The organism is Caldithrix abyssi DSM 13497 (assembly GCF_001886815.1).
Lineage (GTDB): Bacteria > Calditrichota > Calditrichia > Calditrichales > Calditrichaceae > Caldithrix > Caldithrix abyssi.
The window spans coordinates 1,793,894-1,820,528 of the sequence record NZ_CP018099.1; the positions used below are offsets into that span (position 1 = coordinate 1,793,894).

Annotated in this window: 17 protein-coding genes and 1 pseudogene; 11 read left to right on the forward strand and 7 right to left on the reverse strand. The window is 42.4% G+C overall.

Annotated features, from left to right (window positions below; genetic code table 11):
- The first annotated feature begins 69 nt into the window (after positions 1-69).
- Together Cabys_RS07015 and Cabys_RS07020 are read left to right on the forward strand one after the other, a co-directional pair.
- On the forward strand, positions 70-5,628 hold the full coding sequence (locus tag Cabys_RS07015; protein WP_006929566.1) for a glycosyltransferase: 5,559 nt from the start codon (positions 70-72) through the stop codon (positions 5,626-5,628).
- Between the two features lie 18 nt (positions 5,629-5,646).
- The gene (locus Cabys_RS07020; RefSeq protein WP_006929567.1) at positions 5,647-7,029 is read left to right on the forward strand and encodes a tetratricopeptide repeat-containing glycosyltransferase family 2 protein; all 1,383 of its coding nucleotides are present in this window, start codon (positions 5,647-5,649) and stop codon (positions 7,027-7,029) included.
- 351 nt (positions 7,030-7,380) lie between these two features.
- On the opposite strand, the gene Cabys_RS07025 is transcribed toward Cabys_RS07020, so the two are convergent.
- From Cabys_RS07025 to Cabys_RS07035, 3 genes are all read right to left on the reverse strand, one after another.
- Positions 7,381-7,824 carry a type II toxin-antitoxin system HicB family antitoxin gene (locus Cabys_RS07025; protein WP_006929568.1) on the reverse strand — a complete coding sequence of 148 codons (444 nt, stop codon included), beginning with the start codon at positions 7,822-7,824 and terminating at the stop codon, positions 7,381-7,383.
- Between the two features lie 70 nt (positions 7,825-7,894).
- A complete protein-coding gene (locus Cabys_RS07030) occupies positions 7,895-9,115 on the reverse strand; it encodes a sigma-54-dependent transcriptional regulator (RefSeq protein ID WP_006929569.1) in 1,221 nt (406 codons plus the stop codon).
- Positions 9,108-9,743, reverse strand: coding sequence for a hypothetical protein (locus Cabys_RS07035; RefSeq protein ID WP_006929570.1), 636 nt, complete (start codon positions 9,741-9,743; stop codon positions 9,108-9,110). Before Cabys_RS07035 ends, Cabys_RS07030 begins: the two co-directional genes overlap by 8 nt.
- A gap of 191 nt (positions 9,744-9,934) precedes the next feature.
- Here Cabys_RS07035 and Cabys_RS07040 point away from each other — a divergent pair, with 191 nt between their 5' ends.
- From Cabys_RS07040 to Cabys_RS07075, 9 genes and pseudogenes are all read left to right on the forward strand, one after another.
- Positions 9,935-10,666 (forward strand): sulfite exporter TauE/SafE family protein, encoded by a 732-nt coding sequence (locus tag Cabys_RS07040; protein ID WP_006929571.1) that lies wholly within the window; start codon positions 9,935-9,937, stop codon positions 10,664-10,666.
- Positions 10,667-11,441: 775 nt separating this feature from the next.
- Positions 11,442-11,696, forward strand: coding sequence for a (2Fe-2S) ferredoxin domain-containing protein (locus Cabys_RS07045; protein WP_006929572.1), 255 nt, complete (start codon positions 11,442-11,444; stop codon positions 11,694-11,696).
- Positions 11,690-11,860, forward strand: a pseudogene (locus Cabys_RS20495) (4Fe-4S binding protein); the annotation flags it as partial. The gene Cabys_RS07045 and the pseudogene Cabys_RS20495, both read left to right, overlap by 7 nt.
- A gap of 63 nt (positions 11,861-11,923) precedes the next feature.
- Positions 11,924-12,589, forward strand: coding sequence for a [Fe-Fe] hydrogenase large subunit C-terminal domain-containing protein (locus Cabys_RS07050; protein ID WP_236846910.1), 666 nt, complete (start codon positions 11,924-11,926; stop codon positions 12,587-12,589).
- 29 nt (positions 12,590-12,618) lie between these two features.
- Entirely contained in the window at positions 12,619-13,851 is a 1,233-nt protein-coding gene (locus tag Cabys_RS07055; protein ID WP_006929573.1) for an ISL3 family transposase, read from the forward strand.
- 52 nt (positions 13,852-13,903) lie between these two features.
- Positions 13,904-14,701 carry a (Fe-S)-binding protein gene (locus Cabys_RS07060; RefSeq protein WP_052304173.1) on the forward strand — a complete coding sequence of 266 codons (798 nt, stop codon included), beginning with the start codon at positions 13,904-13,906 and terminating at the stop codon, positions 14,699-14,701.
- Positions 14,688-15,881 carry a SpoIIE family protein phosphatase gene (locus tag Cabys_RS07065; protein WP_006929574.1) on the forward strand — a complete coding sequence of 398 codons (1,194 nt, stop codon included), beginning with the start codon at positions 14,688-14,690 and terminating at the stop codon, positions 15,879-15,881. Before Cabys_RS07060 ends, Cabys_RS07065 begins: the two co-directional genes overlap by 14 nt.
- A 35-nt stretch (positions 15,882-15,916) precedes the next feature.
- Positions 15,917-16,150: an NAD(P)H-dependent oxidoreductase subunit E gene (locus tag Cabys_RS20715; RefSeq protein WP_006929575.1), complete on the forward strand. Its 234-nt coding sequence runs from the start codon at positions 15,917-15,919 to the stop codon at positions 16,148-16,150.
- 4 nt (positions 16,151-16,154) lie between these two features.
- On the forward strand, positions 16,155-17,540 hold the full coding sequence (locus Cabys_RS07075; RefSeq protein WP_006929576.1) for a monomeric [FeFe] hydrogenase: 1,386 nt from the start codon (positions 16,155-16,157) through the stop codon (positions 17,538-17,540).
- A gap of 232 nt (positions 17,541-17,772) precedes the next feature.
- Here the strand turns inward: Cabys_RS07075 and Cabys_RS07080 are convergent, their stop codons facing one another.
- The 4 genes from Cabys_RS07080 to Cabys_RS07095 all read right to left on the reverse strand — a co-directional run bounded on the left by Cabys_RS07080 (position 17,773) and on the right by Cabys_RS07095 (position 26,620).
- On the reverse strand, positions 17,773-18,909 hold the full coding sequence (locus Cabys_RS07080; RefSeq protein WP_052304174.1) for a response regulator: 1,137 nt from the start codon (positions 18,907-18,909) through the stop codon (positions 17,773-17,775).
- Between the two features lie 118 nt (positions 18,910-19,027).
- Positions 19,028-22,822, reverse strand: coding sequence for a PAS domain S-box protein (locus Cabys_RS07085; protein WP_006929578.1), 3,795 nt, complete (start codon positions 22,820-22,822; stop codon positions 19,028-19,030).
- 687 nt (positions 22,823-23,509) lie between these two features.
- Complete coding sequence (locus Cabys_RS07090) at positions 23,510-24,970, reverse strand: NADH-quinone oxidoreductase subunit N (RefSeq protein ID WP_006929579.1); 1,461 nt, start codon at positions 24,968-24,970, stop codon at positions 23,510-23,512.
- A gap of 135 nt (positions 24,971-25,105) precedes the next feature.
- Positions 25,106-26,620 carry a complex I subunit 4 family protein gene (locus tag Cabys_RS07095; protein ID WP_006929580.1) on the reverse strand — a complete coding sequence of 505 codons (1,515 nt, stop codon included), beginning with the start codon at positions 26,618-26,620 and terminating at the stop codon, positions 25,106-25,108.
- Positions 26,621-26,635: the final 15 nt, after the last annotated feature.

Below are 26,635 nucleotides of genomic sequence, written 5' to 3' on the forward strand. Positions count from 1 at the left end.
AAAAGCTTTTATGCAAAAATCCGATAAAATACACCCCCGCCATAAATTCAAAAAAAAGGGAGAAAAAAAATGGCTTTGATTATAGGTGGCATGCACAGATCGGGGACATCCCTTTTAACTAAAATATTACAAGAAGCAGGCTTGTTTCTTGGAGAAGCAGAAAAACTAATGCCGCCGGCGGAAGATAATCCTGAAGGATTCTGGGAACATCTGGATTTTGTGAAATTGAATGATGAGCTACTCGAATACTTTGGCGGAGCCTGGGACCTGCCGCCTGATTTTCCTGAAAACTGGGAAACCCTACCCGCGCTTAATCTGTTTGAAGAGAGAGCAATTGAGCTCATCGAACAGTTTGAAGGGCAGGATTTTTGGGGCTGGAAAGATCCGCGTAATTCGCTAACCCTTCCTTTCTGGAAAAAACTGCTTCCGGAGACCTCTTTTATTTTGGTCATCCGCCATCCTCTGGAGGTGGCCAAAAGTTTGAAAAAAAGAAATTTCTTTTCTCTTCCTAATGGTTTAAATCTCTGGCGACAATATAACGCTTCCTTTGTCCGGGCGCAGGACTCAGGGCAAAGGATTCTGGTTGTTCATTATGAAAATCTTTTGTTGACGCCGGAAAAAGAGATTAAACGTATTTTTAAATGGCTCAATCGTGAATTATCCGAAGATTTACTCGTTAAAGTAAAAAATGCCGTAAAACCTGAACTGCGTCATCAAAAGGCAGACGAGACAGAGACCATCCTAACCGAAACGTTTTCCGATGTTCTGGACATGTACAAAACATTGTGTGACCATGCCGAATACAATCCGAAAGCGCTCAAGCCTGAAGTTAAAAAAACATCCAAATCAGAAAAACCGGCTTTAACTTTAAAAAATACCTCGTTTTCCTATTGCCCCGATCCCATATTTGTAATTGGCAGCTATCGTTCAGGAACCAGTGTGCTGGCGCATTCACTGGCAAAGCATTCGCAAACCTGGATTGGCGAAGAAAGTAACTTTATGGCGCCAATTGCCCGGCAGGCCATAGAGGCCTACAAGCTGGGAACGCAACATAAAGAAAGACACTGGCTTTACTCCCAGAATGTTAGCCTGGATGAATTTCTGTTTTATATGGGGCTGGGAATTAACGCGCTATACACCCAACGTGCGCAGGGCAAACGCTGGATCGAACAAACGCCCGAATACACGCTGGATGTTGCTTTGTTTTCGAAGATGTTTCCCGGAGCCAGCTTTGTGCACATAATTAGAGACGGACGGCAGGTTGTACACTCTCTGATAAACAGCAATTTTAACTTTTTCGCTGCTCATGATTTTAAAAAAGCCTGTCAAACTTGGGTTAATTTTGTGCTTGGCGGTTTAGAGTTTGAAAAAAACAACGGCAAACAGGCTATTCGCGTTTATTACGAGTGGTTGAAAAAACAATCGTCTGAGCAATTCAGGAGTCTTGCGCAAAAATTGCATTTGCAGTTTGAAAGCAGCCTAACAGAGATGTTCGACAATGGTGTGGTGATTAATTCCTCTTTTAAAAATGGTAAAAGGAAAACCTGGCAGGAAAGCTGGACCCGGGAGCAAAAAGCGCTGTTTAATGAAATAGCCGGCCGTTTGTTGATAGCCCTTGGTTACGAAAAAGATGAACGGTGGGTAAAATCGTTAACTCCGAAAGAAAACCTGCCGGATCAGGACCTCAGAGCGCAGGATATTCTTTCGATGGTTCGAAAAAGACAAATGGTATCAGTGCCTGAAAAAAAATCGAATCAGGACAAAGAAGCAAAGAAAAAGGCGCCGAAAGTCTCGCTGATTATTCCGTTGTTCAATAAACTGGAGTTAACTCATCGCTGTTTAAAAGCGATATTGCATAATACGCATTATCCGAGTTACGAAATTATTTTTGTGGACAATGGTTCAACGGATGAAACGCGCCCTTATTTAAAGCAACTAAAACTTGCGAATGTTAAAATTGTATTAAATGATCAAAACCTTGGCTATGTGGGAGGCTGTAACAGCGGCGCAAACGTTGCTGATGGGCAGTTTTTACTGTTTTTAAACAACGATACCGAAGTACAGCCAGGCTGGCTGAAGAATCTTGTAGCATTAATGAATGAGCGCCCGGACTGCGGCGCGGTTGGCTGCAAGCTGGTGTATCCAGATGGTCGTTTACAGGAAGCGGGTGGGATCATTTTTTCCGACGGTCAGGGATGGAACTACGGTCGGGGTTTTAATCCCAATGATCCGCGTTTTAATTTTGTCCGCGAGGTAGATTATGTGTCCGGTGCGGCTTTAATGATCAGGCGGAATGTTTGGGAAAAAGTAGGCGGTTTTGACACGCGTTACATGCCGGCCTATTACGAGGATACCGATCTTTGTTTTAGCGTCCGGCAACAGGGTTACAAAGTATATTATCAACCGGCCAGCGTGGTCATCCACTATGAAGGGCAGACCGCGGGTACCGATTTGAACAGTGGGTTCAAGAAATATCAGCAAATTAATCGGAAAAAATTTGTGGAAAAGTGGAAGCACATTTTAAGCGATCAATTTACAAATGATCCTGAAAATGTTCCTTTTGCTTCGCAACGCAATGTAAAATTTCGCATTTTAGTAGCCGATCCATTTTTACCGTTATGGGATAAAGCTTCTGGTTCACTACGCCTTTTCAATTATTTAAAGATTCTTAAGAAACAGGGAAATCACATTACGTTTATTGCTCGGGTGGGTTCTACAGACCCTAAATACAAACACACTTTGCAGCAGTTAGGTATTGAGGTTTACGAAAATGATGAGCGCGCTTTAAATTTTGCCGGTTTTGTGGTTAATAGGAAATTGCCCGAAATTCCATATAAAACTATTTTTAAAGAACGCCGCTTTGACGTGGCCATTTTGTCTTTTTGGCATGCTGCCTTTTATTACATGGAGCTGATCCGCGAAATGTCTCCGACTACCAAAGTTATTGTGGATACGGTGGATATCCATTTTGTGCGCGAATTTCGAGAAGCGAAACTGAAAAAAGATAAACGGTTAGAAAGCGAAGCGAAACGAAAAAAACAACAGGAATTAGCTGTTTACCGGAAAGCGGATCGTTTATGGGTTGTAACAGAAGAAGACCGTAAGCACATTGAAAAATATGTAGGCAATATGCCCATTGACATTGTGCCCAACATTCATGAACCGGTTGTGGTTGAAAAAGCGTTTGATCAAACCAGAGATCTCTTGTTTGTGGGGAATTTTAGTCACCCGCCCAACATCGATGCCGTAACATACTTCGCATCGAAAATCTTTCCTGAAATCAAAAAAACATTAAACGATGTAAAGTTTTACGTGGTGGGCAATAATCCGCCGCCTGAAATTAAAGCGTTACAAAGCGAAGATGTTATTGTTACCGGTTATGTAGCCGATCTGGATCCGTACCTGATTAAAGCGCGGATTTCTGTCAGTCCGTTGCGTTATGGCGCCGGTATGAAAGGAAAAATTGGACAGGCGTTGAGTTATGGTCTTCCGGTGATTACTACCTCCATTGGCGCAGAGGGCATGAACCTGGTTCATGGCGAACACGTCCTGATTGCCGATGATCCGGAAAAGTTTGCCGAAGAAACCATCAGATTGTACCGGGATCGAGGATTGTGGAAAAAACTATCCCGTTCGGGTAAGCAGTATGTAGAGCAGAAGTGGGGTCCTGCCAGCGTAGAAAATAAGTTGCGAAAAATCATCACAGCGACAAGTGCCGGGCGTCGGAATAATCCTAAAGTCTCCATCATCATGCTCACTTACAACGCGCTGGAATTTACTAAAAAATGCGTCAATTCCATCCTGCAAAATACGCATATTCCTTATGAAATCATTTTTGTGGACAACGGCTCAAAAGACGGCACGGTGGACTATCTGAGGTCCTTGCAAGCAGAGTATGATCACATTCGGGTTGTTTTCAACAAAAAGAACAAAGGTTTTGCCGCGGGCAACAATCAGGGCGCGAGAAAAGCCAGAGGAAAATACCTGCTCTTTTTAAATAACGACGTGCTGGTGGCCGATGGCTGGCTGGAAGAACTGGTGAGCGCTCTGGAAAAAGATCCGCAAATCGGCATGGTGGGCCCGATTACCAATTCCATCAGCGGTTTGCAGCGCGTGGAACAAATTCCCTACCAGAATGACGACGGTTTTTACCCCTTTGCGGCAAAGGTAAAAGACGTGAATCGCGATAAAATAACCCCTCGTCGCAGAATCGCCGGCTTTTGTCTGCTGATGCCTAAAACGCTGTTTGAACGGATTAAGGGATTTGACGAGAGCTTTGGCACGGGAAATTTTGAAGACGACGACCTGTGTATTCGCGTCCGTCAGCAGGGCTACGCCATTATGGTGCACGAGGGCGTGTTCATCCATCATTATGGCAGCCAGACCTTTAAAGCCAATAAGATCGATTACGATCAAAGCATCAAAAACAAGGCGCGCGTCTTTTTTCGCAAACATCCGCATGTGGATTACGAAGAGCTGCTGGAGATGAAAAAGCCGTTGGCGCAGGTGCACGCTCGCTTAAAGGAAGAGATGAACGCGGCCTTTGGCGAAAGCGATTTTAAAAAGGCGGCGCAGCTGGCCCGACAGATTGCAGCCGAAAATCCGCTGGACGACGAAGCCTGGTACTTTTTAGCCCTGTCTCAGTTTGCAGAAAAGCAGTACGACGAGGCGCTGCAGGCGGTCGAGCACATTCTTTTGCACGATTCCCGCAATGCGGCGGCTTTGAACTTAAAAGGGCAGATACTGCTGGCCCAGGGGAATGCGATGGAGGCCAGAGGTTACTTTCAGGCCGCGGTCGAGGCCAGGCCGGATTATCTGGAAGCCCGGCGCAACCTGGCTCATTGCCTGATCGAAAACAATGAATTTGAGGACGGCGTAAAAATTCTTAAACAGATTCTGGAAGAACAACCAGATGATATTCCGACTTTGCTCTATTTTGCTAATTTATATCTGGAAGCGGAAAGATATGAAGAGGCGCTGGAGCACGTTCAGCGTGTGCTGCAAATAGATGCCAATAATGAGCTGGCCTTGCAAATGCAGCGTTTGCTGGCGCCGCAGCAGGAAAAGGCCGGCGATTTGCAAACAAAGGTGCAGCAGGCCTTGCAGGCGCTGGATCAGGGAAAAGCTGAAACGGCGCGCGATCGTTTACAGGCCGTTTTGAAAGAGGAGCCGACCAATATCGAAGCGCAGTATGGCTACGCCCTTGCCCTGCAAATGCTAAACGATCTGCCGGCTGCCGAAAAGGAATTGCAAAAGGCGTTAGAAATCGATCCGCATTTTACGCTGGCTTTAAACGACCTGGGACGCATCGCTTTTATGAACAGCCGTTTTGAAGAAGCAAAAGACTATTTTCAGCAGTCGCTGGCCGTTGATGGGCAGCAGGCTTCTGTTAAAAATCTTTTGAGCGAAGTTTTGTTCGCCCTGGGCGCCTATGACGAGGGCGTGCAGTTGCTGGTGGAAACGGCCAGGGAGCATCCGACCGACGTGGAGACGTTAAAGCATCTGGCCGCCATTTCAACAGAAGCCGGCAATCATGACATGGCGCGAAAATTGTGGTCTAAGGTGATGCGCTTAAAACCCGATGATCGGGAAGCCGACGCGGCTTTAAAAGAGATGTTGAGTCAATAATTTTAAGGAGATACCGGGGTGAAAAAACAAACCTTATCTGTTTGTATGATTGTTAAAAATGAAGAGCGATTTATTGCCGATTGTCTGAAAAGCGTGCAAGCCGTTGCCGATCAAATTGTAGTGCTGGATACCGGATCCACCGATCAAACCGTGGAGATCGCGCGTGGATTTGGAGCGGAGATCCATCATTTTAACTGGCGCGATGATTTTGGCGCCGCGCGAAACGCATCCATCAAATATGCCACAGGCGACTGGATTTTGTGGCTGGATGCAGACGAGCGACTTCTGCCGGAATCCGTTCCCGCCTTGAAAAAGGTCTTAAAACCAGAAAAAAAAGCGGTGGCCTATGTGGTGAACATCAGGAACGTAATGGCCGATGGAAAAACCTTTAAGCTTTCCACAGGGCATCGCCTTTTTAACAACCGCAAAAAAATCTATTTTGAAGGACGAGTGCACGAACAAATTGTCTATAGCCTGGCGCGTAACGGTGGAGAAGAGCGGCCTTCCGAAATTCAATTGCTGCATCTGGGTTACGCCCTTTCCAGCGAAGAGCAGAGTAAAAAAGATCGGCGCAATCGCCAGCTGCTATTAAAAATGGTTGAAGAGCAGCCGCACAATGCCTACGCCCACTATACTCTGGGGCAAAATTACAATCTGAGCGGGGAATTCGAAAAGGCGTTAAAACATTATCTGATTGCGCTGGAAAAAAATCGTTTTCAGCCTTCGTTGCAGCGCCAGCTTTTAAACAACATCAGCGAAGCCTATCTAAAACTCAACGACCTGGCCAACGCCCGCAGCTTTGCCCTGAAGTCAGCCCAATTACAGGAAGACCAGATCGGCGCATATTATCTGCTGTACAAAATTGCGCAGCAGCAAAACCAACCGGACGAGGCGATCAAATGGCTGCAAACCTTACGGGAAAAGAATCTGGCGGCGCAACACGGACGCCTGAAACTGGAAAACGACGTTTTGCTGAGCGACGCGGATGTGTTGCTCTCTCTGGGCGAACTGTTTATTAAAAACGAGCAGTTGAAGCGTGCGCAGATGTGTTTTGACGAAATTTTTCAGTATGGAGATAATAATCGAGCGTATGTCAATCGAATTGTGGATATCTGGGCTCAAAATCGCCATTTCGCCAGGGCCGAGCAGTTTCTTGAAGCGCATCTGTCTTCTAACGATGGGCAATTCCTTGAACTGAAAGGACTGCTACAGATTAAGCAAGAAAATTATATTGGCGCCATCCAGACCTACACTCTGCTCTTTCAGCTACAGCCCAATAATCTGGACATCATTAAACGACTGGCCGGTTTGTTTTATAAAATTGGCGAAAAAGAAAAAGCCGAGAGTTTGATAAAAATGGCGGCCGATTTAAACGCATTGACGCAGAAGGCACGTGTTTAATGGGCGAACGCCATTAGTAAACATAAAGCGAGAATCTTTGTACGAATTTTAATTTTACGTCATAACGATATTTGTGCCAGGCGCCGTGATAATCATATTGTTGTTTGCTGCTATGCTGTATTTGAATTAAAAATTATCACGCAGAGCGGGAGGCTGTGCCCGAATTAAAAATTACGAATTACGAATTACGAATAGTAGAGTGCCGATTTGCTTTGCTTTCGTCTTAAATGCCACATAATTTTCTGCGATGATTGGCATAAACTGCGAGAAAATTACTTTGCGCACGTTGCGGTTGATTTTGATTGCGGCTGCGCTGCCCTGGTAGTTCAAGGCCGGCATTAAAAATAACTGCTAAGGGGCGGTCTTGCGCAGTTTAAGATTGTTCTTTCCCACATAAATTGCGTTGTTCAGTCCGAATAGTTTGCGAATAATAATCGGCGACAGATAATCCGTAACCGGCAGATGAATGTGATTAAAGGGAAAATCGGAGTTCATTAACATGATGGATTCACTATCGTTATATTCAATATGGTAGTTTTTTTTACGAAACAATTCAATTAATTTATCGCTGGATAACCTATTAAACTTAATACGCACATCAAAAATGGGTTTGTCCGCTCCTGTTGGAAAGGGTTGATTACGTTCCTGGCAAAAATGTTTTAACAAAGACAGGGCCTTTTTTAAGCGTTGATCTAAAACTTCCTTTGAAGGGGCCTGCACATACACACCCGGTACATTTTCACAATAGGCCACGTATGAACGACCGTCAAATTCTTTTTTGACGATGATCTTCATGCTATGATTCCAATCTTAAATAAACAAAATTTTATTTATAAATATAGGCAAGAAAGTTTAAAGAATCAATTCATTCGGGCAATTCCCTTGCCCCCAACAGTTCATCAATCCTTTTGTAATTGTCTGGCATCTTCTCACCGGAATGTAAATCTCTGATTAATGAATCCAGTTTAAGGGCGAGTTTGGTTTCCTGTTCACCAATAACGCCATTTTTTTGTAGGAGCGCCATATAATGGTTTACATTTTTTAATTGCGTGATATTCCCTGGCCAGTCTTGCCGCTGTAAAAGTTGTATGGCCTGTTCGCTCACCTTCTCGATTTTTATTCCCAGGCTCCGGCTTTCGAGATCGATAAAATGGTTGACTAACAGAGGAATATCTTCCACTCTTTCACGAAGCGCAGGAATTTTAATGGTAAAATTAGCCAGTAAATGGAACAGTTCCGATAAAAAGGCATCCTGTTCGACCAGCGCTTTAAGGTCTATAGAAGAAGAAGCGATGAATCGTACGTCATTTTTAACCATGGGCAACGCTGGATTGGAATTGAAAAAGTTTTGATGTAAAAAATTGACCAGATATTTTTGAGCGGCCAGGTTCAGATTGTGGATTTCCCGTAAAAACAGGGTGCCGCCTCTGGCCTGCTCAAACAAATTTTTGTACAACGCATTAAGCGCGGCCTCGTCCGATTCAGTCTGCAATTCGCAATCATGCGCTACAAAGGGCAAATATTTTCGCTGGCCATTGTAATGCAATAATTTAGCGATCAATTCCTTGCCCGTCCCTTTTTCGCCCAGAATTAACAAACGTTCCGGAGTGTCGGAAGCTTCAGACAGGATTCTCAGAGCTTCAGATAAGGTATTCCCCAGCCCAACGGTAGAGATGTTTCGCTTTAACTCGTCAACAAGGCTCTGGTTTAATCTGGAAATTTTCCGCAATTCAAGGGCATGATTGAGCGTAATTATCAACCGTTCAAGGTCTATGGGTTTTTCCAGATAGTCGTAAGCGCCAGCCTCAATCCATTCGTGGGCCGCTTCAATAACCGAACTTCCGGAAATCAGGATCACGGGGATCTCCGCCCTTTTCTTTTTGATTTCTTTTAAAATGGCCAGGCCGTCTATTTGCTGCCCCAATACCATATCAACCAGAACCACGTCCCACTCGCTCTGCAGGGCGTATTCCAACCCCCGGTAAGCGTTTGTCTCATACTCAATATAATAATTTTTCAGTTCCAGCGATTTTTTAATTTGTTCACAATAAGCCTCATTATCATCGATTAAAAGAATCTTAAACATCCAGAGTTTCCTCCAGCTTGGGATTAAACGATACGATTAAAGATTGATCAGAATCCGAGGCTCTGGATTCGATCAATTCAATATTCAAATATTCGGCCAAAATTTTAAGAATTAAATTATTAACAGAAAGAACGATATCGTCTGAGTTCAATAGCGCTTTCTTTTGCTCCGCCTCATTCTTTTTAAATTCAAAGATAAGGCGCGACAAAACTTCATCGCTTTCGACTTCTATTCGGGAACAGTTTTTAAATTTATCAAGAAGAGTCTCCAAAAACCATTGAAAGGCCAGCGGATCGGTTTTAACAATCAGGCTGATTTTATTATTTTTTAACGAAATTTTCTCTTTACCCAAAGGTATCTCTAACAGAACCTGCGCCACATTGATTTGCTTAAAACGCTTTTGGTTATTGCGCGTTAAAATGAGAATACGCGACAGGGAGTGCACGGTGTTCTTTAAATTTTGCTGAATCACGCCAATAAATTCTTTAGACTGCTTTTTTTGCTGAGGGGAAAGGTTAAAATCGTTTAATAAATAGTTTAAATTTGCTACCGCAAGCTGTAATGTGGCTAATTCGTTTTTTACTTTGTGGATTAAACGATTGATTAAAAAATCACGATCTGTATTCATGTGCATCCTGCCCTGTTATCCTTGCGCTCACTCTAACTTACGTGTAGCTCTGTTCATTTTTATGATTAAGCGCAAAATTTCTTTATCAATTTTAAGAAATGCTCGTTCCGATTGCAAAACAAAAATAATCTGGCAAAGTATGAAAAAAATCGATAAAATTAAAGTTTTATGGTTGAAGGGCAGGAGTTCGGATGCTTCAGATTTTCTCTTTATTTATGGTGGGAACAATTGCCGGCTTTATGAATGTTCTGGCGGGCGGCGGTTCTTCGCTGACCTTGCCGGCTTTGATTTTACTGGGACTGGACGGGGCAACAGCCAACGGAACCAACCGCATTGCCATTGTTATTCAGAATATTTTTGCCATTGGCGGTTTTCAGCAAAATAATAAAAATGAATTCGGCGATAGTCTTAAATTTTCTTTGTTCACCCTGCCTGGCGCCATCATCGGCGCTCTGGTGGCCGTAAATTTACAGGACGCATGGTTTAAACGCATACTGTCGTTAGTCATCGTCTTTGTGATTATAAGTATGTTTTTGCCACGCCCTCGACATGCCGGCGCAAAAACTTCGAAAAAGCTGTGGCTTTACCTGGCTTTGTTTGGCGTGGGGTTTTATGGCGGTTTTATCCAGGTGGGCGTGGGCTTTATTTTAATGGCCACGCTCTTTCACCTGGCCCAATTCGATCTGGTGCGCGTTAATGTTTACAAGGTGTTTATTGTCTTAATTTACACCTTGCCGGCGCTGGCGGTGTTTATCGCTTCGGGCAATGTTAATTTCATCTGGGGCTTGATTTTGGCCGCAGGAAACGGCCTGGGCGGCTGGCTGGGCGCGCATGTTACCATTCGCAAAGGCGAAAAGGTGATTCGCATGGTTTTGATCGCCGCCCTGCTTTTCATGTCTGCTAAAATGCTCAATTGGTTTTAAGACCGACAGGCGGGTTACAGCCCGGGAAATTTTTATCTTTGCATCTACACGGGAAAATAGTAAAAGAGTTAAAAAGTTAAGGAGATTAGGACGCTTCCTGCGTAGCATCTAGTCCCGCCCTGGCGGGTTTTGAAAATTTTTGTGCTGTTTTAAAAACTCATCCCCCGTCAAAGGATTGGTTGAATAGTTGATTAGTTGAATGGTTGAATAGTTAGCCTGTCATTTCAAATCTGTTTCTGCGAATGTGGTGAATTCCTGCCACCGTTAATGTAGGGGCGAAGGATTTCCAGGAACAATTCAGCGATGGTAAGTATTAATCTTTAGTCATATCAAAAATGTGCTCTGGATAAAGTAGGGTTGGAAATCCTTCGCCCTTACAAGTACGTTCATTCCTGATCTTTTGTCTGGGAGTGAGGATAGAGCAATTTAATTTAAAATATTCATTGCGCCCTTTGTGACTTTTCTGGTTGCTTGAAATAATTTGTTTAATCTTTTTCTGCTATTATTTTCGTAATCTGCGAGAAAATTACTTTGTGCGCGTTGCGGTTGATTTTGGTTGCGGCTTTGCTGCCTTGAGTAATGAGTTAAAGAAAATATCGCCAACAAATTGTATCCTAAATATTTTAAATGTTGACCATAATGTGAAATATATAACAAAAAAAATTTGACATCTGAGAAAAAATTAATGAAATTCACAACTACAAGTTAAATATTTCACATGAAAGAAAAGTGAACTGTTCTTTCATGTATATTGGAACAAATGCTGGGGCTTTAAATGAAAACGACGATCACCATTTGTCTGGGAAGCTCGTGTTTTACGCGGGGCAATAATAATGTCTTAAAGATTATTCAGGAGTATATTAAAGAAAATGAATTAGAAGATACAGTGGTACTACACGGGTCTTTATGCGAAGACAAATGTAAACGCGGTCCCAACATAAAAATTGGCGAAAGTGAATATAGCGAGGTTGACCCTGGCAGTGTCATTGATATTTTAAACCACCATTTTGGAAGTAAAAGAAAATGCTAAAGAGTTATTATCCTATTTATACGGAAGAATCTGCGTGCCAGGACTGCTATAAATGCGTACGCGAATGCCCTGTTAAAGCCATTAAAATTGAGGGAGGGCATGCAGAAATCATTCAGGAATTGTGCATTTTATGCGGTCGTTGCGTTCAGGTATGCCCGATTTCTGCCAAAAAAATACGGAACGATATTAACCGAGTAAAGCAGCTGTTAAAGCTCAAAGAAAAAGTGATGGTATCGCTGGCGCCTTCTTTTATTAGCGAGTTTCAAGACATTGCGCCTGAACAACTCATTGCCGGTCTGAAAAAACTGGGATTCTATGGCGTATCAGAAACGGCATTGGGAGCCGAGCAGGTTTCGGCTGCTTCCGCCCATCTCTTTGAATCGTCATCGCAGCCGATCATGATTTCATCAGCCTGTCCTACCGTTGTGGAATTTATTACCAAATACCAAACAGACCTGGCAAAATACATTACCGGTCTTTATTCTCCTTTGCTGGCGCATTGTAAACTGTTAAGAAATATCTATGGCCATGATATTGGAATTGTTTTTGTCGGCCCCTGTATTTCAAAAAAATACGAGGCCGATACACATTCTGATTTATTAAATATTTCCATCACTTTTAAATATTTAAAACAGTGGTTTGAACAGGAAAATATTGTGCTTGCAGAACTGAAACCGGACAAATCCGATGTTTTTATTCCTCATAAAGCTCAGGAAGGAGCGCTTTATCCTGTTGACGGCGGCATGATTGCAGGGATTAAAGCCAATTGCAATGTAATTACTCCGAATTTTATAAGTATTTCTGGCATAGGGAATATAAAAAAAGCGCTGGAAAATTTAGAAGACTCTGAAACAGGGCACAAAATATTTTTGGCTCTACTGGGATTTTTGTGAAAAACAAAAATAATCCTTAGATTGAGTTTATGAAAGATAAAGAATTATTTAAACAGATTTTGGGACTTTCGCATCCCTGGGAAGTTTCTAAAGTTGACTTAGATATTGCGAATGAGGAAGTAGAAATAGAGATTATCTATAAGTCAAAAAAAGGTTTTTGTCCCGAATGCGAAGTGGAATATGATATTTATGATCACCGCGAAAAACGTCGTTGGCGGCATTTGGATACATGCCAAATGAAGACCTATATTGTCTGCAAAGTACCCCGCATTAAATGCAAGGAACATGGAGTAAAAACGATCAAAGTACCTTGGGCAGAAAAGTCGAGTCGAACGACTTTATTATTTGAACGTTTTGCTATTGAGTTATTACTGGCCTCCAAGAACCAGAGCAAAACGGCACAATTTTTACGGATCAGCTTTGATATGCTTCATCATATAATGAGCAAAGCAGTGGAACGCGGGCTATCACGCCGAACGGAAGAGGACATTAAATATATCGGGATAGATGAGAAGAGTATGAAAAGAGGTCATACTTATGTAAGCGTATTATCCGATAGTGAAAGAAGACGTGTAATAGATGTAAGTGAAGGTCGCACAACAAGCTCTGCCAGTTCGTTAATAAACAAGGGATTAACAGAGAAACAAAAGGAGGGCCTCAAAGCGGTCAGTATGGATATGTGGAAAGCTTTTATTAAAGCTGTTCAAAAGGAGCTTCCCAATGCTTCCATAGTGCATGACAAATTTCATATAATGAAGTATTTAAATGATGGAGTGGATAAAACCAGACGAGAGGAAGCCCGTAAATTACAAAAATCTAATGATAAAACCTTAGTGAAAAGTAAATATTTATTTTTAAAGAATCTGGAAAATATGACGGACAAGCAATTATCGCGTTTCAGAAAAATTCAAGAACTTAACCTTATCACTTCCCAGGCTTGGGCGGCCAAAGAGAACTTCAAAGAATTCTTTAGGAGTGAAACAATAAATGATGCGAAATTTTTTTTTGCGGAATGGTATCAGGATATTAAGGAACGTTCTTTAAATAAAATGATTAAAGTAGCAAAAATGCTCATTGCTCATTCAGATGGCTTATTAAACTATATAAGATATCAGATAGATAATTCAGTAGCCGAATGGTTGAACGGCAAGATACAGGAGATAAAAACAGTTGGTAGAGGCTTTAGAAAATTTGAAAATTTTAGGATAGCAATACTTTTCTTTCTTGGTAAATTAGACCTTTTTCCACAGGAATCCCAGTAGAGCCATATTTTTAGAGCTCTTAGCGTGTGAAGGCGGATGTATAAACGGCCCGATGAGCAAAAACAATTCACAAACGGTACTGAAAAGAATAAAGGTGATCAATTATGCCGAATATCCTGCTGGCCAGATTCCACGGAAAGCGGAAATAGATATTCGCGAAGAGATTAGCGTTCAAGAAGTAACGCAGAATATTTATGGCGAAAGTGAAATACGGCAGGCCTTACAGATTGTTGGCAAACACACTTCCGAAGATGAGTTAAATTGCGGCGCCTGCGGCTACAACTCCTGTCGGGAATTTGCCGCGGCTCTTCTGGAAGGTAAAGCCGAACAACCAATGTGCGTTTCTTATATGCGAAAATTGGCGCAACGCAAGGCCAACGCCTTAATAAAAACCATGCCGTCGGGTGTGGTCATTATTGATCAAGACCTGAGAATTATTGAATGTAATTACCTTTTTGCACAAATGATGGGCGAAGAGACAAAACAAATTTATGAAGTACAACCCGGGTTGGTCGGCGCTAATTTTAGAAAAATTTTCCCACACAGTGAATTATTCAGCGAAGTTCTGGAAACAGGTAAAGACATCAGTAATAAAAAAATAACATTAAAAAATTCGGTTCTTTCCGTTTCGATTTTTACCATCGAAGAGAACAAAATTGTCGGCGGAATCTTTGAGGACATTACCACGACCACTGTTAAAAAAGATATGATCGTGCAAAAATCAAAAGATGTAATCAAAAAGAACCTGGAAACCGTTCAAAAGATCGCCTATCTTTTAGGGGAAAACGCGTCTGAAACGGAGATAATTTTAAACTCGATCATTGATGGATTTGAAAATGACGAAGAATGATGAATATTTTTTTGATGTGGATTTTTTTCAGAGGTGCAAACATCATCAAATGGCGCCTGGCGATGTTTTCTTTCTTAAAAAGCGAAAAACCGACGATCGTTTAATAGCGGTTTTATCGGACGGCCTGGGGAGCGGCATTAAGGCTAACGTTCTGGCTACGTTAACCGCAACCATGGCCTCCAATTTCATTTATAACAATTACGACATAAAAAAGACGGCTCAACTTATTATGAGCACTTTGCCTGTTTGTAAGGTCAGAAAAATCAGTTATTCTACCATGAGCATTGTGGATATTCAGAGTAACGGGAAAGTAAAAATTGCTGAATATGATAATCCAGAATTCCTTTTATTTAAAAACGATCGCCCGGTAAACGTTAAAAAAGAAAAGGAAGAAATTAATGTAAATAACGAAAAAAAGCTCTTTTACTTTTGTGAATTTAACTTTGAACCGGGCGACAGAATTATCATCTACTCCGATGGGGTTGTTCAATCTGGCATTGGGAAACCGGCTTCTCCCCTGGGCTGGGGAGAAGATTCGGCTCAGGAATACATTCGCTCTATTTTACAGGCAGCCCCAAATATCTCTTCCAGAGAACTGGCCAGACAAGTCGTTTTTAAGGCCGTGCAAAATGATGACAACATTCCCAGAGATGACATTACCTGCGCAGTGGTCTATTTCAGAAAGCCGCGCAGACTTTTGTTAATTTCCGGACCTCCATTTGACAAAACAAAAGATTCTTACATCGCAGAACAGATTAAAAACTATCCGGGGAAAAAGATAATTTGCGGCGGCACCACGGCTAATATTATAGCCAGGGAATTAAAGCGGGAAATAACAGTAAACTTAAATAACATGGATTATAGTCTGCCGCCTCCGTCCACTATGGAAGGCGTGGATTTAGTTACCGAAGGCATTATGACGCTGGCCAAAGTAGCGGAACTGCTGGAAAAGCACGTCAATTTTGAAGTGCGCGGGGCCACAACGAATCCGGCGTTAGAAATCATCGACCTGTTATTGCAATCGGATATTATTCAATTTATTGTTGGCACGCGGATTAATGAATTCCACCAGAACCCTAACATGCCTGTGGAGTTAGGGATTAGACGGAATGTCATCAAAAAAATTGCAAAGTTATTGGAAGAAAAATATTTCAAAAAAACAAAAATTGATTTTGTTTAAAATGAAAGTAAACCATTAATAAGAGAGAGTCGTTTATGAAAATCACAGTTTGTGTGGGAACATATTGTCATTTAATGGGCAGCATGACATTATATAATTTTCTTGAGGATTATTTGAAAAGGCATCCCGATGCTTTTGAACTGGAAATGAGTAATTGCCTCGATGTGTGCAACCGCGAATCCTGCGAGGCTCCAATTTTAAAAATGGATGAGAAAATTTATTCTAAGATGTCTGTTGAAAAATTAAAAACCATTTTAAAGGAATTGTAGAGCCATGCCTTACATAACAGAAGTTACGCTTTTAAAACGCAAAATTCTCTCTTTGATCAGTGAGAAAATGTTTAACGGTACTCTGAAAGAGGATCTCCGTAATATTGCTTATATACTCATACCTGACGATACAAAACCGCTGAAGTGCTGTATCTATTTTGACAGGGCGCTTACCAAACAAAAAATAAAACTGATATTGGGATTAGACCATATCAAATACAAAAACGTAGCCTGGTCTGACATTTATAATGACTTTGAAAAAAATAACGGTAAAGAGATACCGCTTATTACGGTGTTGCGCGACGCCTGCAACGGATGCCCGCAAAAACGCTATTATATAACGGAAGCCTGTCAACACTGTCTGGCGCATCCATGCGTTTTGAACTGCCCCAAAAACGCCATTACCATTGAAAGCGACAGAGCCGTTATTGACGAAGAGAAATGTGTGAAATGCGGAATCTGCGTCAAAATATGTCCGTTTAACGCCATCATTGAGGTGCATAAGCCCTGTGAATACGCCTGTCCAACCGGAGCCATTACAACAGACGAGAACAATATTGCGGTAATCGATGAGGAAAAATGCATCTACTGCGGCCAGTGTATTATCGGCTGCCCTTTTGGCGCCATTGTTGAGAGAACGGATATTCTGCAAGTTATTAAAAAAATCAAGGAAAATAAAAATTTAGTGGCTCTGGTGGCGCCTTCAGCGGTTGGCCAGTTTTCGCCCAAAGCAACCATGAAACAGTTGTGCACCGCCCTGAAATTGATTGGCTTCAAAAAAGTTTACGAGCTGGCTTATTTTGCCGATTTGATCGCCCGGGAAGAAGCCGCTGAGTTAAAAGAAAAAAAAGCAGAAAACCAGACCTTAACCTCTTCGTGCTGTCCGGCGTGGGTGTATTTTGCCCGGAAGGGAAGAAAAAATTTTGCGAAAACACTGTCTAACGCATTAAGCCCGATGGCCAGGGCCGCCGAAGCAAAAAAGGGCGATGAAATCTTTGTATTTATTGGCCCCTGTTTAAGTAAAAAGAGAGAAGCGGAAAGTACGGCCATCGATTATGTTTTGACTTTTGAAGAACTGGCCTGCTTATTTACGGCTAAAAAAATTGACGTGCTCTCCTGCGAGGAATCTGAGTTTGATGTGGAAGGGCCCCGACCGGGAAGAATATTTGCTGTTTCGGGAGGCGTTACAGAAGCCATAAAACACTACGCTGGTACAGAATTTAACACAGAAAAAATAAATGGACTGGATAAAGATTCCATTAAATATTTGCAAAGATTAAAAGGTGTTGATTTTATAGAGGTTATGGCCTGCGAAAATGGTTGTATTGGCGGACCGTTTGTTGTAACCAATCCCAAAAGAACCGCTAAATTAATCGAAAATACGGAATAACAAAGTGAAAAAACGCATAACACAGATTAACGGTATGAAGCGGTTAATCGTTTGTTCATTAAATGCAACGCTCCAGTTTAAAGCAGGAACCTTCTTCACCAATCCTTAAGGAGGCACAATTGGTTGGCGGGGAAGTTAAGGGGGTGGTTTAAAAAGTAAATGTCGCACTTTGCCATATTTTTTTCTGAGGAATTAGCATGACTTTTTTAATGCACTATGTTCGATTTCGCCGTTACGCTTCAGCCAGCGCCTCTCTTATTTTTCGAGCCAGTTGTTCCACAGAAAATGGCTTTTGGAGATAATGAAACTCTTTTTTGCTCAGCTGCCCATCCTCTACAATATTATCCGTGTAACCGGAAATCAGGATCACTTTTACATCCGGCTGTCGTCTTTTTACAATTTTTACCATTTCAAGCCCGTTCATATCGGGCATCACAACATCGCTTATGATCAGATCAAAAGCGATGTTGTGCTTTTCGATTAAGTCGATGGCCTTTCTTCCATTTTCGGCCTCAATGACTTTATAATGTAAGGATTTTAAAGCGTTTGATGTAAATTCGCGCACCTGCGCGTCGTCTTCAACCAGTAAAATGGTTTCTGTTCCAACATATTCTTTTTCCCTTGCTATTCTTTTTTCCACCGCAGGTTTTTCACTGGTGGTTGGGAAATAGATTTTAAAGGTGGTTCCCTCTCCCGGCATGGAATGAACGCTGATATAGCCATTGTGCTGCTTAACAATCCCATAAACAAGGGCTAACCCCAAACCCGTTCCCTGGCCTTTTTCTTTGGTGGTAAAAAAAGGTTCAAATATTCTCGTTTTGGTTTTCTCATCCATTCCGAGGCCGGTATCTGCTATGGAAAGATAAACGTATGAACCTTTTTTGCTGCCAGGATGGGCGCCCACAAATTCATCATCTAAGATGACATTACCTGTTTCAATTAAAATTTCCTTTTTAGCTTCCGGTTGTTTGTTTAAACGAATGGCATCGCGCGCATTAACCAATAAATTCATAATAATTTGTTCGAGATGCGATTTGTCGGCTTTGATCCGATGAATATGGCTATCCAATTTTTTTTCAAGATAGATATCTTCGCCGATCAATCGTTTAAGCATTTTCTCCATGGAAGCTATAATTTCATTAATATTAATCACTTCCGATTTTGAAACCTGTTTGCGGCTAAAAGCTAATAGCTGGTTGGTTAATTCAGCCGCCCTCTTTCCCGCCTCGGAAATCGCAGAAACCGCTTTATGGAGTGGGTGATCTTCATTCATGGATAAACGCATCAATTCGGCGTAACCATTAATCACCGTTAAAAGATTGTTAAAGTCATGCGCCACGCCGCCGGCCAGCGTTCCAATGGATTCCATCTTTTGCGCCTGGTGCAGCTGGTTTTCTAACTCTTTTTCGCGCGTAACATCCCTGGCAATTTTACAATAATTAGTGATTTTACCGTCCTTATCTATAAGCGGAAAGATAACCGCATCCTCAAAATAACGTTCTCCGTTTTTTACGTTTATTTACAAATTGTCCCCTCCACGTTTTGCCAGCGGAGATCGTATCCAATAATTCCCGGTAGTTTTCATCTTCCTGTTGACCGTTTTTTAAAAGATTCGTCTTTTCTTGCATAACATCGTTTATCGTGTAGCCCGTAATTTTCTCAAAGGCCGGATTCACATATTCAACATGGCCCTGCGTATCGGTGATTACAATAGATTCGGCCGCCTGCTCTACCAGTGAAGCAAGACGTTCAATCTGTAAATGCGCCTTTTCCTGTTCTTCCATTAGTTTTAGCTTCATCAAAGCGATATTGCAGCGGTGAGTCAAAGCTTCTATAAAGGATATTTCGCTTTCTTCCCATTCATGCGTTTGCACAAAATAAGTGCAGCTCAGCGCGTAGAACCCATCTTTAGAAAAGCCAAAGGGATATATCAAAAAGCTTTTTAATTTTCTTTGTCCGTGAAAAAAATCGGCCAGCCCATCTGCGGAAACGGCGGGATGCACAACATCCGCATGGCTGACGAGATATTTTTTCTGTTTGCCAAGATGATTATAAAAATTTGTCCATGAGCTTAAATCGTAGTTGAGTGGTTCCGGCGTAACAACGCCTTTGCGTCTCCAAACGCCAAGGTATCTGGCAAATTTATTTTTAACATCTACCTGATAAATGATTGTAGCGTCTAACTTTAAGGTTTTTCCGATTAATTCAACGATAAAGTCAAAGATCTTTTGCCGATCCTGCTCAACAAGGATGAACTGCGAAAGGCTATTCAAAGCTTGCACAAAAGTGATTTGCCGTTGTAATTCTCTTTTGGCCAGATGATGCTCAATAATTGAGGCCAGCGTTTGAGAAATAATTTGTAAAAACTCACGTTCTTCCGGCCGTTCTTTAACATGAGTCGGCAAATAAAGCACCAAAACGCCTAATACTTTTTCTCCTGCTAAAATGGGCACAATGTAATGCCCGTGGTCGGACATTCCCGCATATCGGATGGAGTGGCCTTCATCCACGTGAGAGCGAAACATTAGTTTTTTGCTGGAGGCAGCCTGGCCACAAAGACATTTCCCAAAAGGCACCAGTGCGCAGGCTTTTGTTAATTGTTCCGATAAATTTTTGGCGGCCATTAGTTTTAGCTGTTTTTTGTGTTCGTCAGCCACAAAGAAAATACCGCCTTTTTGCTGTATTTCTAATAAGGGAGCGTCGAGAATGATTTCCAGAGCGCGAGCAAGTTTTTGCTCTAATGGTTTATCGAGCAAAATGAGTTTGAGCAAATCATTCAAAATCTTTTCTTTGCGTTCTTTGGTAATTAATTCCTTTTCAATTTTAACTCGCTCGCTAATGTCTACGTTAATGCCAAGGATTCCTATCACTTTGCCATTTTCGTTAGTAATGGCGTTAGCTGCCCGCAAAACATCCAATAACTGGCCATCTTTTTTAACAAATTGTACCTGGGCGGTGGCCGCTTTTCCCTTAAGCAGTTCTGGGAATTTCTGCTGAAATGTGGATAAAGATGGTTCGGCTAAAAATTTTGAAATCGGCTGGCCAATCAATTCGTCCCTGTCGTAGCCCAGCATTTTACAGGTACTGGGACTCACTTCTACTATTATCCCATTTGTGTTCAACACCTCGCCGCCATAAGGCAACAAATTAAAAAGCATGCGATAGCGCTCTTCGCTTTCTTTTAAACGCTTTTGCATCTCTTTTTCTGCGGTTACGTCTCGAGCGCTGCCCACCACGCCAATCATCTTTCCATGTTCATCGAACAGTGGCGATTTTCTGACGTCCAGAAAAAGGAATTTTCCTTTTACGTTTCCGAATTCATCGAATCGCATGGGCTTTTTAGCATCCATTACAATCTGGTCAGAATCCGCGCATATTTCTCCAAACGTATGGTATTCCGGGTTTTCAGGGTGGCTCTGACGTTCGCGTTGGGCAAAGTAAATATCATTCTTACCGATGGGCTCTTCGGTGTCTTCGGCGTTCAATAGTTTTTCACAGATGGCTTTATTGGCAAAAATATAGCGTTTATTTAAATCCTTGGCCCATAGCAAATCGGTCATATTATCGCTAATAGCCCGGAATAAGCGCGCCTGTTCGCGGTGTTTTTGTTCGGCTTTTTTACGATCAGTAATATCAAGCACCGTGCCTTCATAATACAATATTTTGCCTTCTTGGTCTGTGATAACCCGGTCATTTAACAATACCCATATTTCCGTTCCGTCTTTACGTTTCATCCTCACTTCAACGTTTTTCAGAGTGCCGTCCGCTTCCACCAATCGGGCCAGACGTTCTCTTTCTGCGGCATCCCAATAAAGGATTTTACTGTTAGGAATGTTCAGCATCTCTTCCTTACTTCGGTAGCCAAACATCTTTACCATGGCCTGGTTAACCGTAATTAATTTCCCCTCTTTTGTACTTTGATAAATTCCTTCCGAGACATTTTCAAAAATCTCGCGATATTTCTTCTGGGCTTCTTGTTCTTTTTTCAACAACTGAAAACTAGAAATTATGGCAGCTAAATTTTGAGATAAAATTTGCGTTAGCCACAGTTGTTTTTCCGTCAGTTGGGTGGGGGTGTTAAAATAAACCATAAACTTACCGAGCAATTTTTCAGGCCCGACCAGCGGCACAAAAAGCAACGCGCCAATGCCCTCATCCACAATTCTTCTTTTTACTGTTTGGTCTAAATCGGACCGTGATATGTCGGAATAAAAAATAGGTTCGGCATCCAGATCCTCTGGCTTCCAGGGAGAATGGCCGTCAACCGCTTTGCGGTAACTATCCGATAAATTTCGCCAGGCCTTAAAATGCACTTTGCCGTCAGCCTCAAAAAGCAGCAGCGATGAACGATCGCACTTTAAAATTTCCAGGATACCATCAACCGCCGTCTCGTAAACCTCTTTTAAAGAGCGGGCGCGATTTAAACGCGCAATCCACGCTTGCAATAACTGCAGTTCATTGATATAATTTTGCAGGCTATCTTTACTCTCTTCCATCTCCGTAATGTCCACCACATAACCGGTGTAGTTTGTAATCTTATTCTGTTGCCTGTGAACCGTTGTAAAATCTAATAGCCATACAATTTTACCGTCTTTACGTTTAATGCGATAAGGTTGATGCTGAAAGGCTTCCGCTCCGCTTTTACTGTATTCTTCAACTTCTTTTTTCACACGCGGGAGGTCTTCTTCAAAAATCAAATGGGCATAATCCATTTTACCAGACACAATTTCATTAACGGTGTAACCGAAAACTTCCCGCACATTATGCGAAACGTATTCAACCGGCCAGCCGGGCGCGTTTTTCCATTTAAAAACCACCACCGGGCCATGCCTGAAGGTCTGGGCATCGGTTAACAATTCCGCGGCCTTTTCTATTTTTGCTTCCTTATCCGTTTCTCCTTGAGTAAGCGCTTTATTGCTGGAAATGCTGCCGTGATAGTTTTTGTTCTCATCATAAAACGGATAACAGCGGTGTTCAATCTGCTTTGTGTCGCCATTTTTGCAGCGAATGGCCAGCTTTATTCTGGATGGTTTTTGCCGATTGCGCAAATGTTCCTGCCAGAGCGCTAAATATTCCGGAGCAATGAGTTTATGCATGAAATCGCGTTGCGTACTGAATTCTGCGGGAGAATAACCGGTGATTTTTTCAAATGAAAAAGACAAATAATGAATGTTATCGTGCTCGTCGCAATAATAAACCCATTCGTTCTCGCTTTCAATCAGGGTTTGGAAGATTTTAATATACTCGTTTATTGATTTTTCAGAAATTTTTGAGGGCTCCATTGACGCCCTTATCTCCCTGTTTAAAAGATTATTCTAATTTCTATTTTCGGAGAAAATTAAACAATCTTTAAAACTGTCATTGAAAATATGGCGTTTTTATATTGTTCTGGCAAAGAATTTAATAGCAAGAGTCCAAAGAGCATACCATGCAAAATTCATCATTCTACTAAGAGAATCCATATCTTTTAAAATATGGCCTTTCATTCTAAACGGAGCGCCAGCGTGGTGAAAAATCCTTTCCCTGCCTTAATGTCATTCAGAGTAAAACGCAGTAAAGCAAAGAATCCCTTCGTTGCATGAATGTCATTCTGAGCGAAGCGAAGAATCCTTTTTTTCATGAAAAGAATTCTTCTCCGACAGGGTAGGATCAGAATGACTGCTACCTGTAAAGTGTGGATTATGGTAGAATGTGAAGGGGAAGCCTGCGATGCCTCGGCTGTTTCAACGAGGAAGTATTTGTTCCTCACAAATCGCACAAATTTACACAGATTTTTTTATTTCTTTCCGGGAGTATCTGCGCAATCCGCGTGAAAAAATAGTCGCGGCTTTGCTGCCCTGGAATTAAAAGGTGTATTTCACCGGAGGGATAGGATAATTTCTTCCATCCCGAAGGATTGTGTTGGTTCTGCTTATGGCAAAAAAAACCCCGCTCAGGGCGGGGTTGAATCCTTTTAAAAATGCGATTAATCAATACAGCAAATTAAACGAAATTTCTGTTATTCGCAGCAAAGGGCTCCAGTACACGCCAAAAATAAGCGTGGGAATAAACAACACGGTTAACACAACCGTCTCGTATAAATTAATAGGTACGGGCGGCTGTTCCTCTACCGTGCGTAAGAACATCTGTTTTACAACGTAGGCATAATAATACAAAGAGATAACGCTGTTTAAAACGCCAAGTATTGCCAGAACATACCAGCCGTCATTGACCACGGCGGCAAAAAGATAAAACTTACCGATAAAGCCGGCCAGCGGCGGCAACCCTGTAAGGCTGAACATGAAAACGGCCATGGCCACCGCGGCATAAGGCGAACGATATCCCAGGCCTCGAAAGTCTTCAATCTTTTCGCTACCCAGTTTTTGCGAAATAGCGATGATGACCCAAAAAGCGCCAAAGTTCATAAACAGATAAACAAGCAGGTAAAAGAGCACCGCTTTAAATCCCTGTGTGTTAAATACCACCATGGCCATCAACATATAACCGGCATGGGCAATGGATGAATAAGCCATTAAACGTTTGATGTTGGTTTGGCGCAGGGCCACTAAATTACCCAGCGTCATGGTTAGTACAGCCAGAATGGCCAGCAGTTGTGGAATGTGAACCTGCAGGTTTTGCAAAAATACACCGTTCTCGGATGATCCATGAGAAAGCACGGTCGTAAAAAAACGAATCAACACGGCAAAGCCTGCCGCTTTGGGGCCAATGGAAAAGAAAGCGGTAATTGTGGTGGGCGCGCCTTCATAAACGTCCGGCAGCCAGAAGTGAAAAGGAACCATGGCAATCTTGTAACCAATTCCCGCCAGAATAAATACAAAGGTAATGAAAAAAGCCACCTGGTGCGGAGGATGATTCATCAGCGCTTGCTGAATCTTTAACAAATTCGTCTCGCCGGTTAAACCGTACAGATAGGATAATCCAAAAGCCATCACGCCGGTACTGGTCGCCGCATAAAGAATGTATTTTAAAGACGCTTCATTAGAGCGGTAATTGCGCTTGGTAAATCCGGTCAGAACATAGGACATTAAGCCCACCAGCTCCATGGCGACAATAATCATCAAAATATCATTAACTGCGCCCATTAAAAACATGCCCAGCGTGGTGATCAGTATAAGCACATAGTATTCCGATTTATCGGTAAAGTACGGTAAAGAAAACAATATGATAATGATCGATGAAACAGCGGAGATCAGCTTAATATAAACAGCCATTGAATCGAGTATCAGCATTCCCATAAAAATTTCACTGGCCTGCAGGGTGTATTGCTGAAAGATCAGAAACACACTAATAACCAGTGCAGCAGCGGAAACGATGCCCGTCCAGATTTTATGTTCTTTTTTTAGGAGCAAATCTAAAATAATAACGCCTAAAATCGCTGCAGTCAAAAACAATTCCGGAACAAAATACGATAAACTGCTCAAGTTATCCATAGGTTCATTTTCCTTTTACCAAATTAACATAACTCACTTCTCAGTGAAAGCGGCGCAATGATTATTACGCATTACGCCAGAATATTAGGATAGCGGATGCCAGAAGACATCCGCAAAAACTTCCTCAAACCCTGATCAGGGTACCATTTTAATCAATTCGGTCAAATGCAGCATGGATGTCCGCATCAAATTCAAAAGTGGCATGGGATACACGCCAAACAGAACAACCAGAATCCCCAGCGGAACCAGCGTAAAAAGCTCGCGTCCGTTTATATCGGGGAGATCAGCATATTTGGGATTCAGTTTGCCCAAAAATACGCGTTGCACAGTCCACAAAACGTAAGAAGCTGTTATGACGATTCCAAGAGCTGCAATGACGGTCAACGTTCTGTACACGCTAAAGGTGCCGATAAAGACCATGGCTTCGGCGATAAAACCCGTCATGCCCGGTAAGCCCAGCGCTGCAAAAAAGGCCAGAGAGGCCACGCCGGTGTAAATGGGCATACTGACGCCCAGCCCGCCAAAACCTTCAATTTCACGATGATGCGCACGATCGTAAATAACGCCCACAATCAAAAAGAGCATGGCCGTGATCATGCCGTGGCTGACCATCTGGAACAGGGCGCCGTTCATTCCAGCATCCGTAAAGGTGGACATGCCAAGAAGCACAAAGCCCATGTGCGAAACGGATGAGTAGGCAACCAGTTTTTTAAGGTCTTTTTGCGCCATGGCCACAAAGGCGCCGTAGAGAATGTTAATCACGCCCAGGATGGCCAACATGTAAGCCGTTTTGACGGCCACATCGGGGAAAATAGGATAACTGATGCGAAAGATACCGTACGTACCCATTTTTAACAGAATACCGGCAAGAATGACGCTGATAGCCGTGGGAGCTTCCACGTGCGCATCGGGCAACCATGTGTGGAATGGAAAAATCGGAACTTTGATGGCAAAGCCGATAAACAGCATGATGTACAACACCAGGCGCACATCAACCGCCTTTAGCCAGCCAGAGTGATTGCTCTGATCCATCATGTGCAACATGTTAAAGGTATGACCGCCGGTAACCGGATCGGTAACATTAAAATAAAGCGCCAGCATCACGATGAGCATCAAAACAGAGCCCAGCAAGGTGTACAAAAAGAATTTGATGGCGGCGTATTCGCGTCTCGGACCGCCCCAGATACCAATCAAAAAGTACATGGGCAGCAACATGACTTCCCAGAAGATGTAAAACAGAAAGAAATCAAGCGAAACAAAAACGCCAAGCATACCCGTTTCCAGCAGCAAAAACAGGGCAAAGTAACCCTTAACCGATTTGTTTATGTTCCAGGAAGCCACAATAGCCAGAAAGCTAATAAAGGTCGTCAACCAGAACATCGGAAAGCTCAAGCCGTCCAGCCCGACAAAGTATTCAATGTTGTAGGCCGGAATCCATTTCATGCGCTCAACAAATTGAAACGTCGCTTCGTTATTAACCCCCGCCCACGAGTAATTGAACTGCCCCCACATATAAGAAGCAATCACCAGGGGAATAAAGGCAATTACGGCCGAAGCAATTTTAATCGCTTTTTCGTTTTGCTTAGGAATAAGTAAGACGATCAATATCCCAAAAAGAGGGATAAATGTAACAAGGCTAATCAATCCCATAAATCTGACTCCTAT

Coding starts and splice junctions, on each gene's coding strand:
- Cabys_RS07040 (WP_006929571.1), top strand. CDS start 9,935: ATGCTTCAGATTTTCTCTTTATTTATGGTGGGAACAATTGCCGGCTTT.
- Cabys_RS07080 (WP_052304174.1), bottom strand. CDS start 18,909: ATGGAATCCATTGGAACGCTGGCCGGCGGCGTGGCGCATGACTTTAAC.
- Cabys_RS07025 (WP_006929568.1), bottom strand. CDS start 7,824: ATGAAGATCATCGTCAAAAAAGAATTTGACGGTCGTTCATACGTGGCC.
- Cabys_RS07085 (WP_006929578.1), bottom strand. CDS start 22,822: ATGGAGCCCTCAAAAATTTCTGAAAAATCAATAAACGAGTATATTAAA.
- Cabys_RS07035 (WP_006929570.1), bottom strand. CDS start 9,743: ATGAATACAGATCGTGATTTTTTAATCAATCGTTTAATCCACAAAGTA.
- Cabys_RS07055 (WP_006929573.1), top strand. CDS start 12,619: ATGAAAGATAAAGAATTATTTAAACAGATTTTGGGACTTTCGCATCCC.
- Cabys_RS07060 (WP_052304173.1), top strand. CDS start 13,904: ATGAGCAAAAACAATTCACAAACGGTACTGAAAAGAATAAAGGTGATC.
- Cabys_RS07095 (WP_006929580.1), bottom strand. CDS start 26,620: ATGGGATTGATTAGCCTTGTTACATTTATCCCTCTTTTTGGGATATTG.
- Cabys_RS07065 (WP_006929574.1), top strand. CDS start 14,688: ATGACGAAGAATGATGAATATTTTTTTGATGTGGATTTTTTTCAGAGG.
- Cabys_RS07030 (WP_006929569.1), bottom strand. CDS start 9,115: ATGTTTAAGATTCTTTTAATCGATGATAATGAGGCTTATTGTGAACAA.
- Cabys_RS07015 (WP_006929566.1), top strand. CDS start 70: ATGGCTTTGATTATAGGTGGCATGCACAGATCGGGGACATCCCTTTTA.
- Cabys_RS07090 (WP_006929579.1), bottom strand. CDS start 24,970: ATGGATAACTTGAGCAGTTTATCGTATTTTGTTCCGGAATTGTTTTTG.
- Cabys_RS07075 (WP_006929576.1), top strand. CDS start 16,155: ATGCCTTACATAACAGAAGTTACGCTTTTAAAACGCAAAATTCTCTCT.
- Cabys_RS07045 (WP_006929572.1), top strand. CDS start 11,442: ATGAAAACGACGATCACCATTTGTCTGGGAAGCTCGTGTTTTACGCGG.
- Cabys_RS20715 (WP_006929575.1), top strand. CDS start 15,917: ATGAAAATCACAGTTTGTGTGGGAACATATTGTCATTTAATGGGCAGC.
- Cabys_RS07050 (WP_236846910.1), top strand. CDS start 11,924: ATGGTATCGCTGGCGCCTTCTTTTATTAGCGAGTTTCAAGACATTGCG.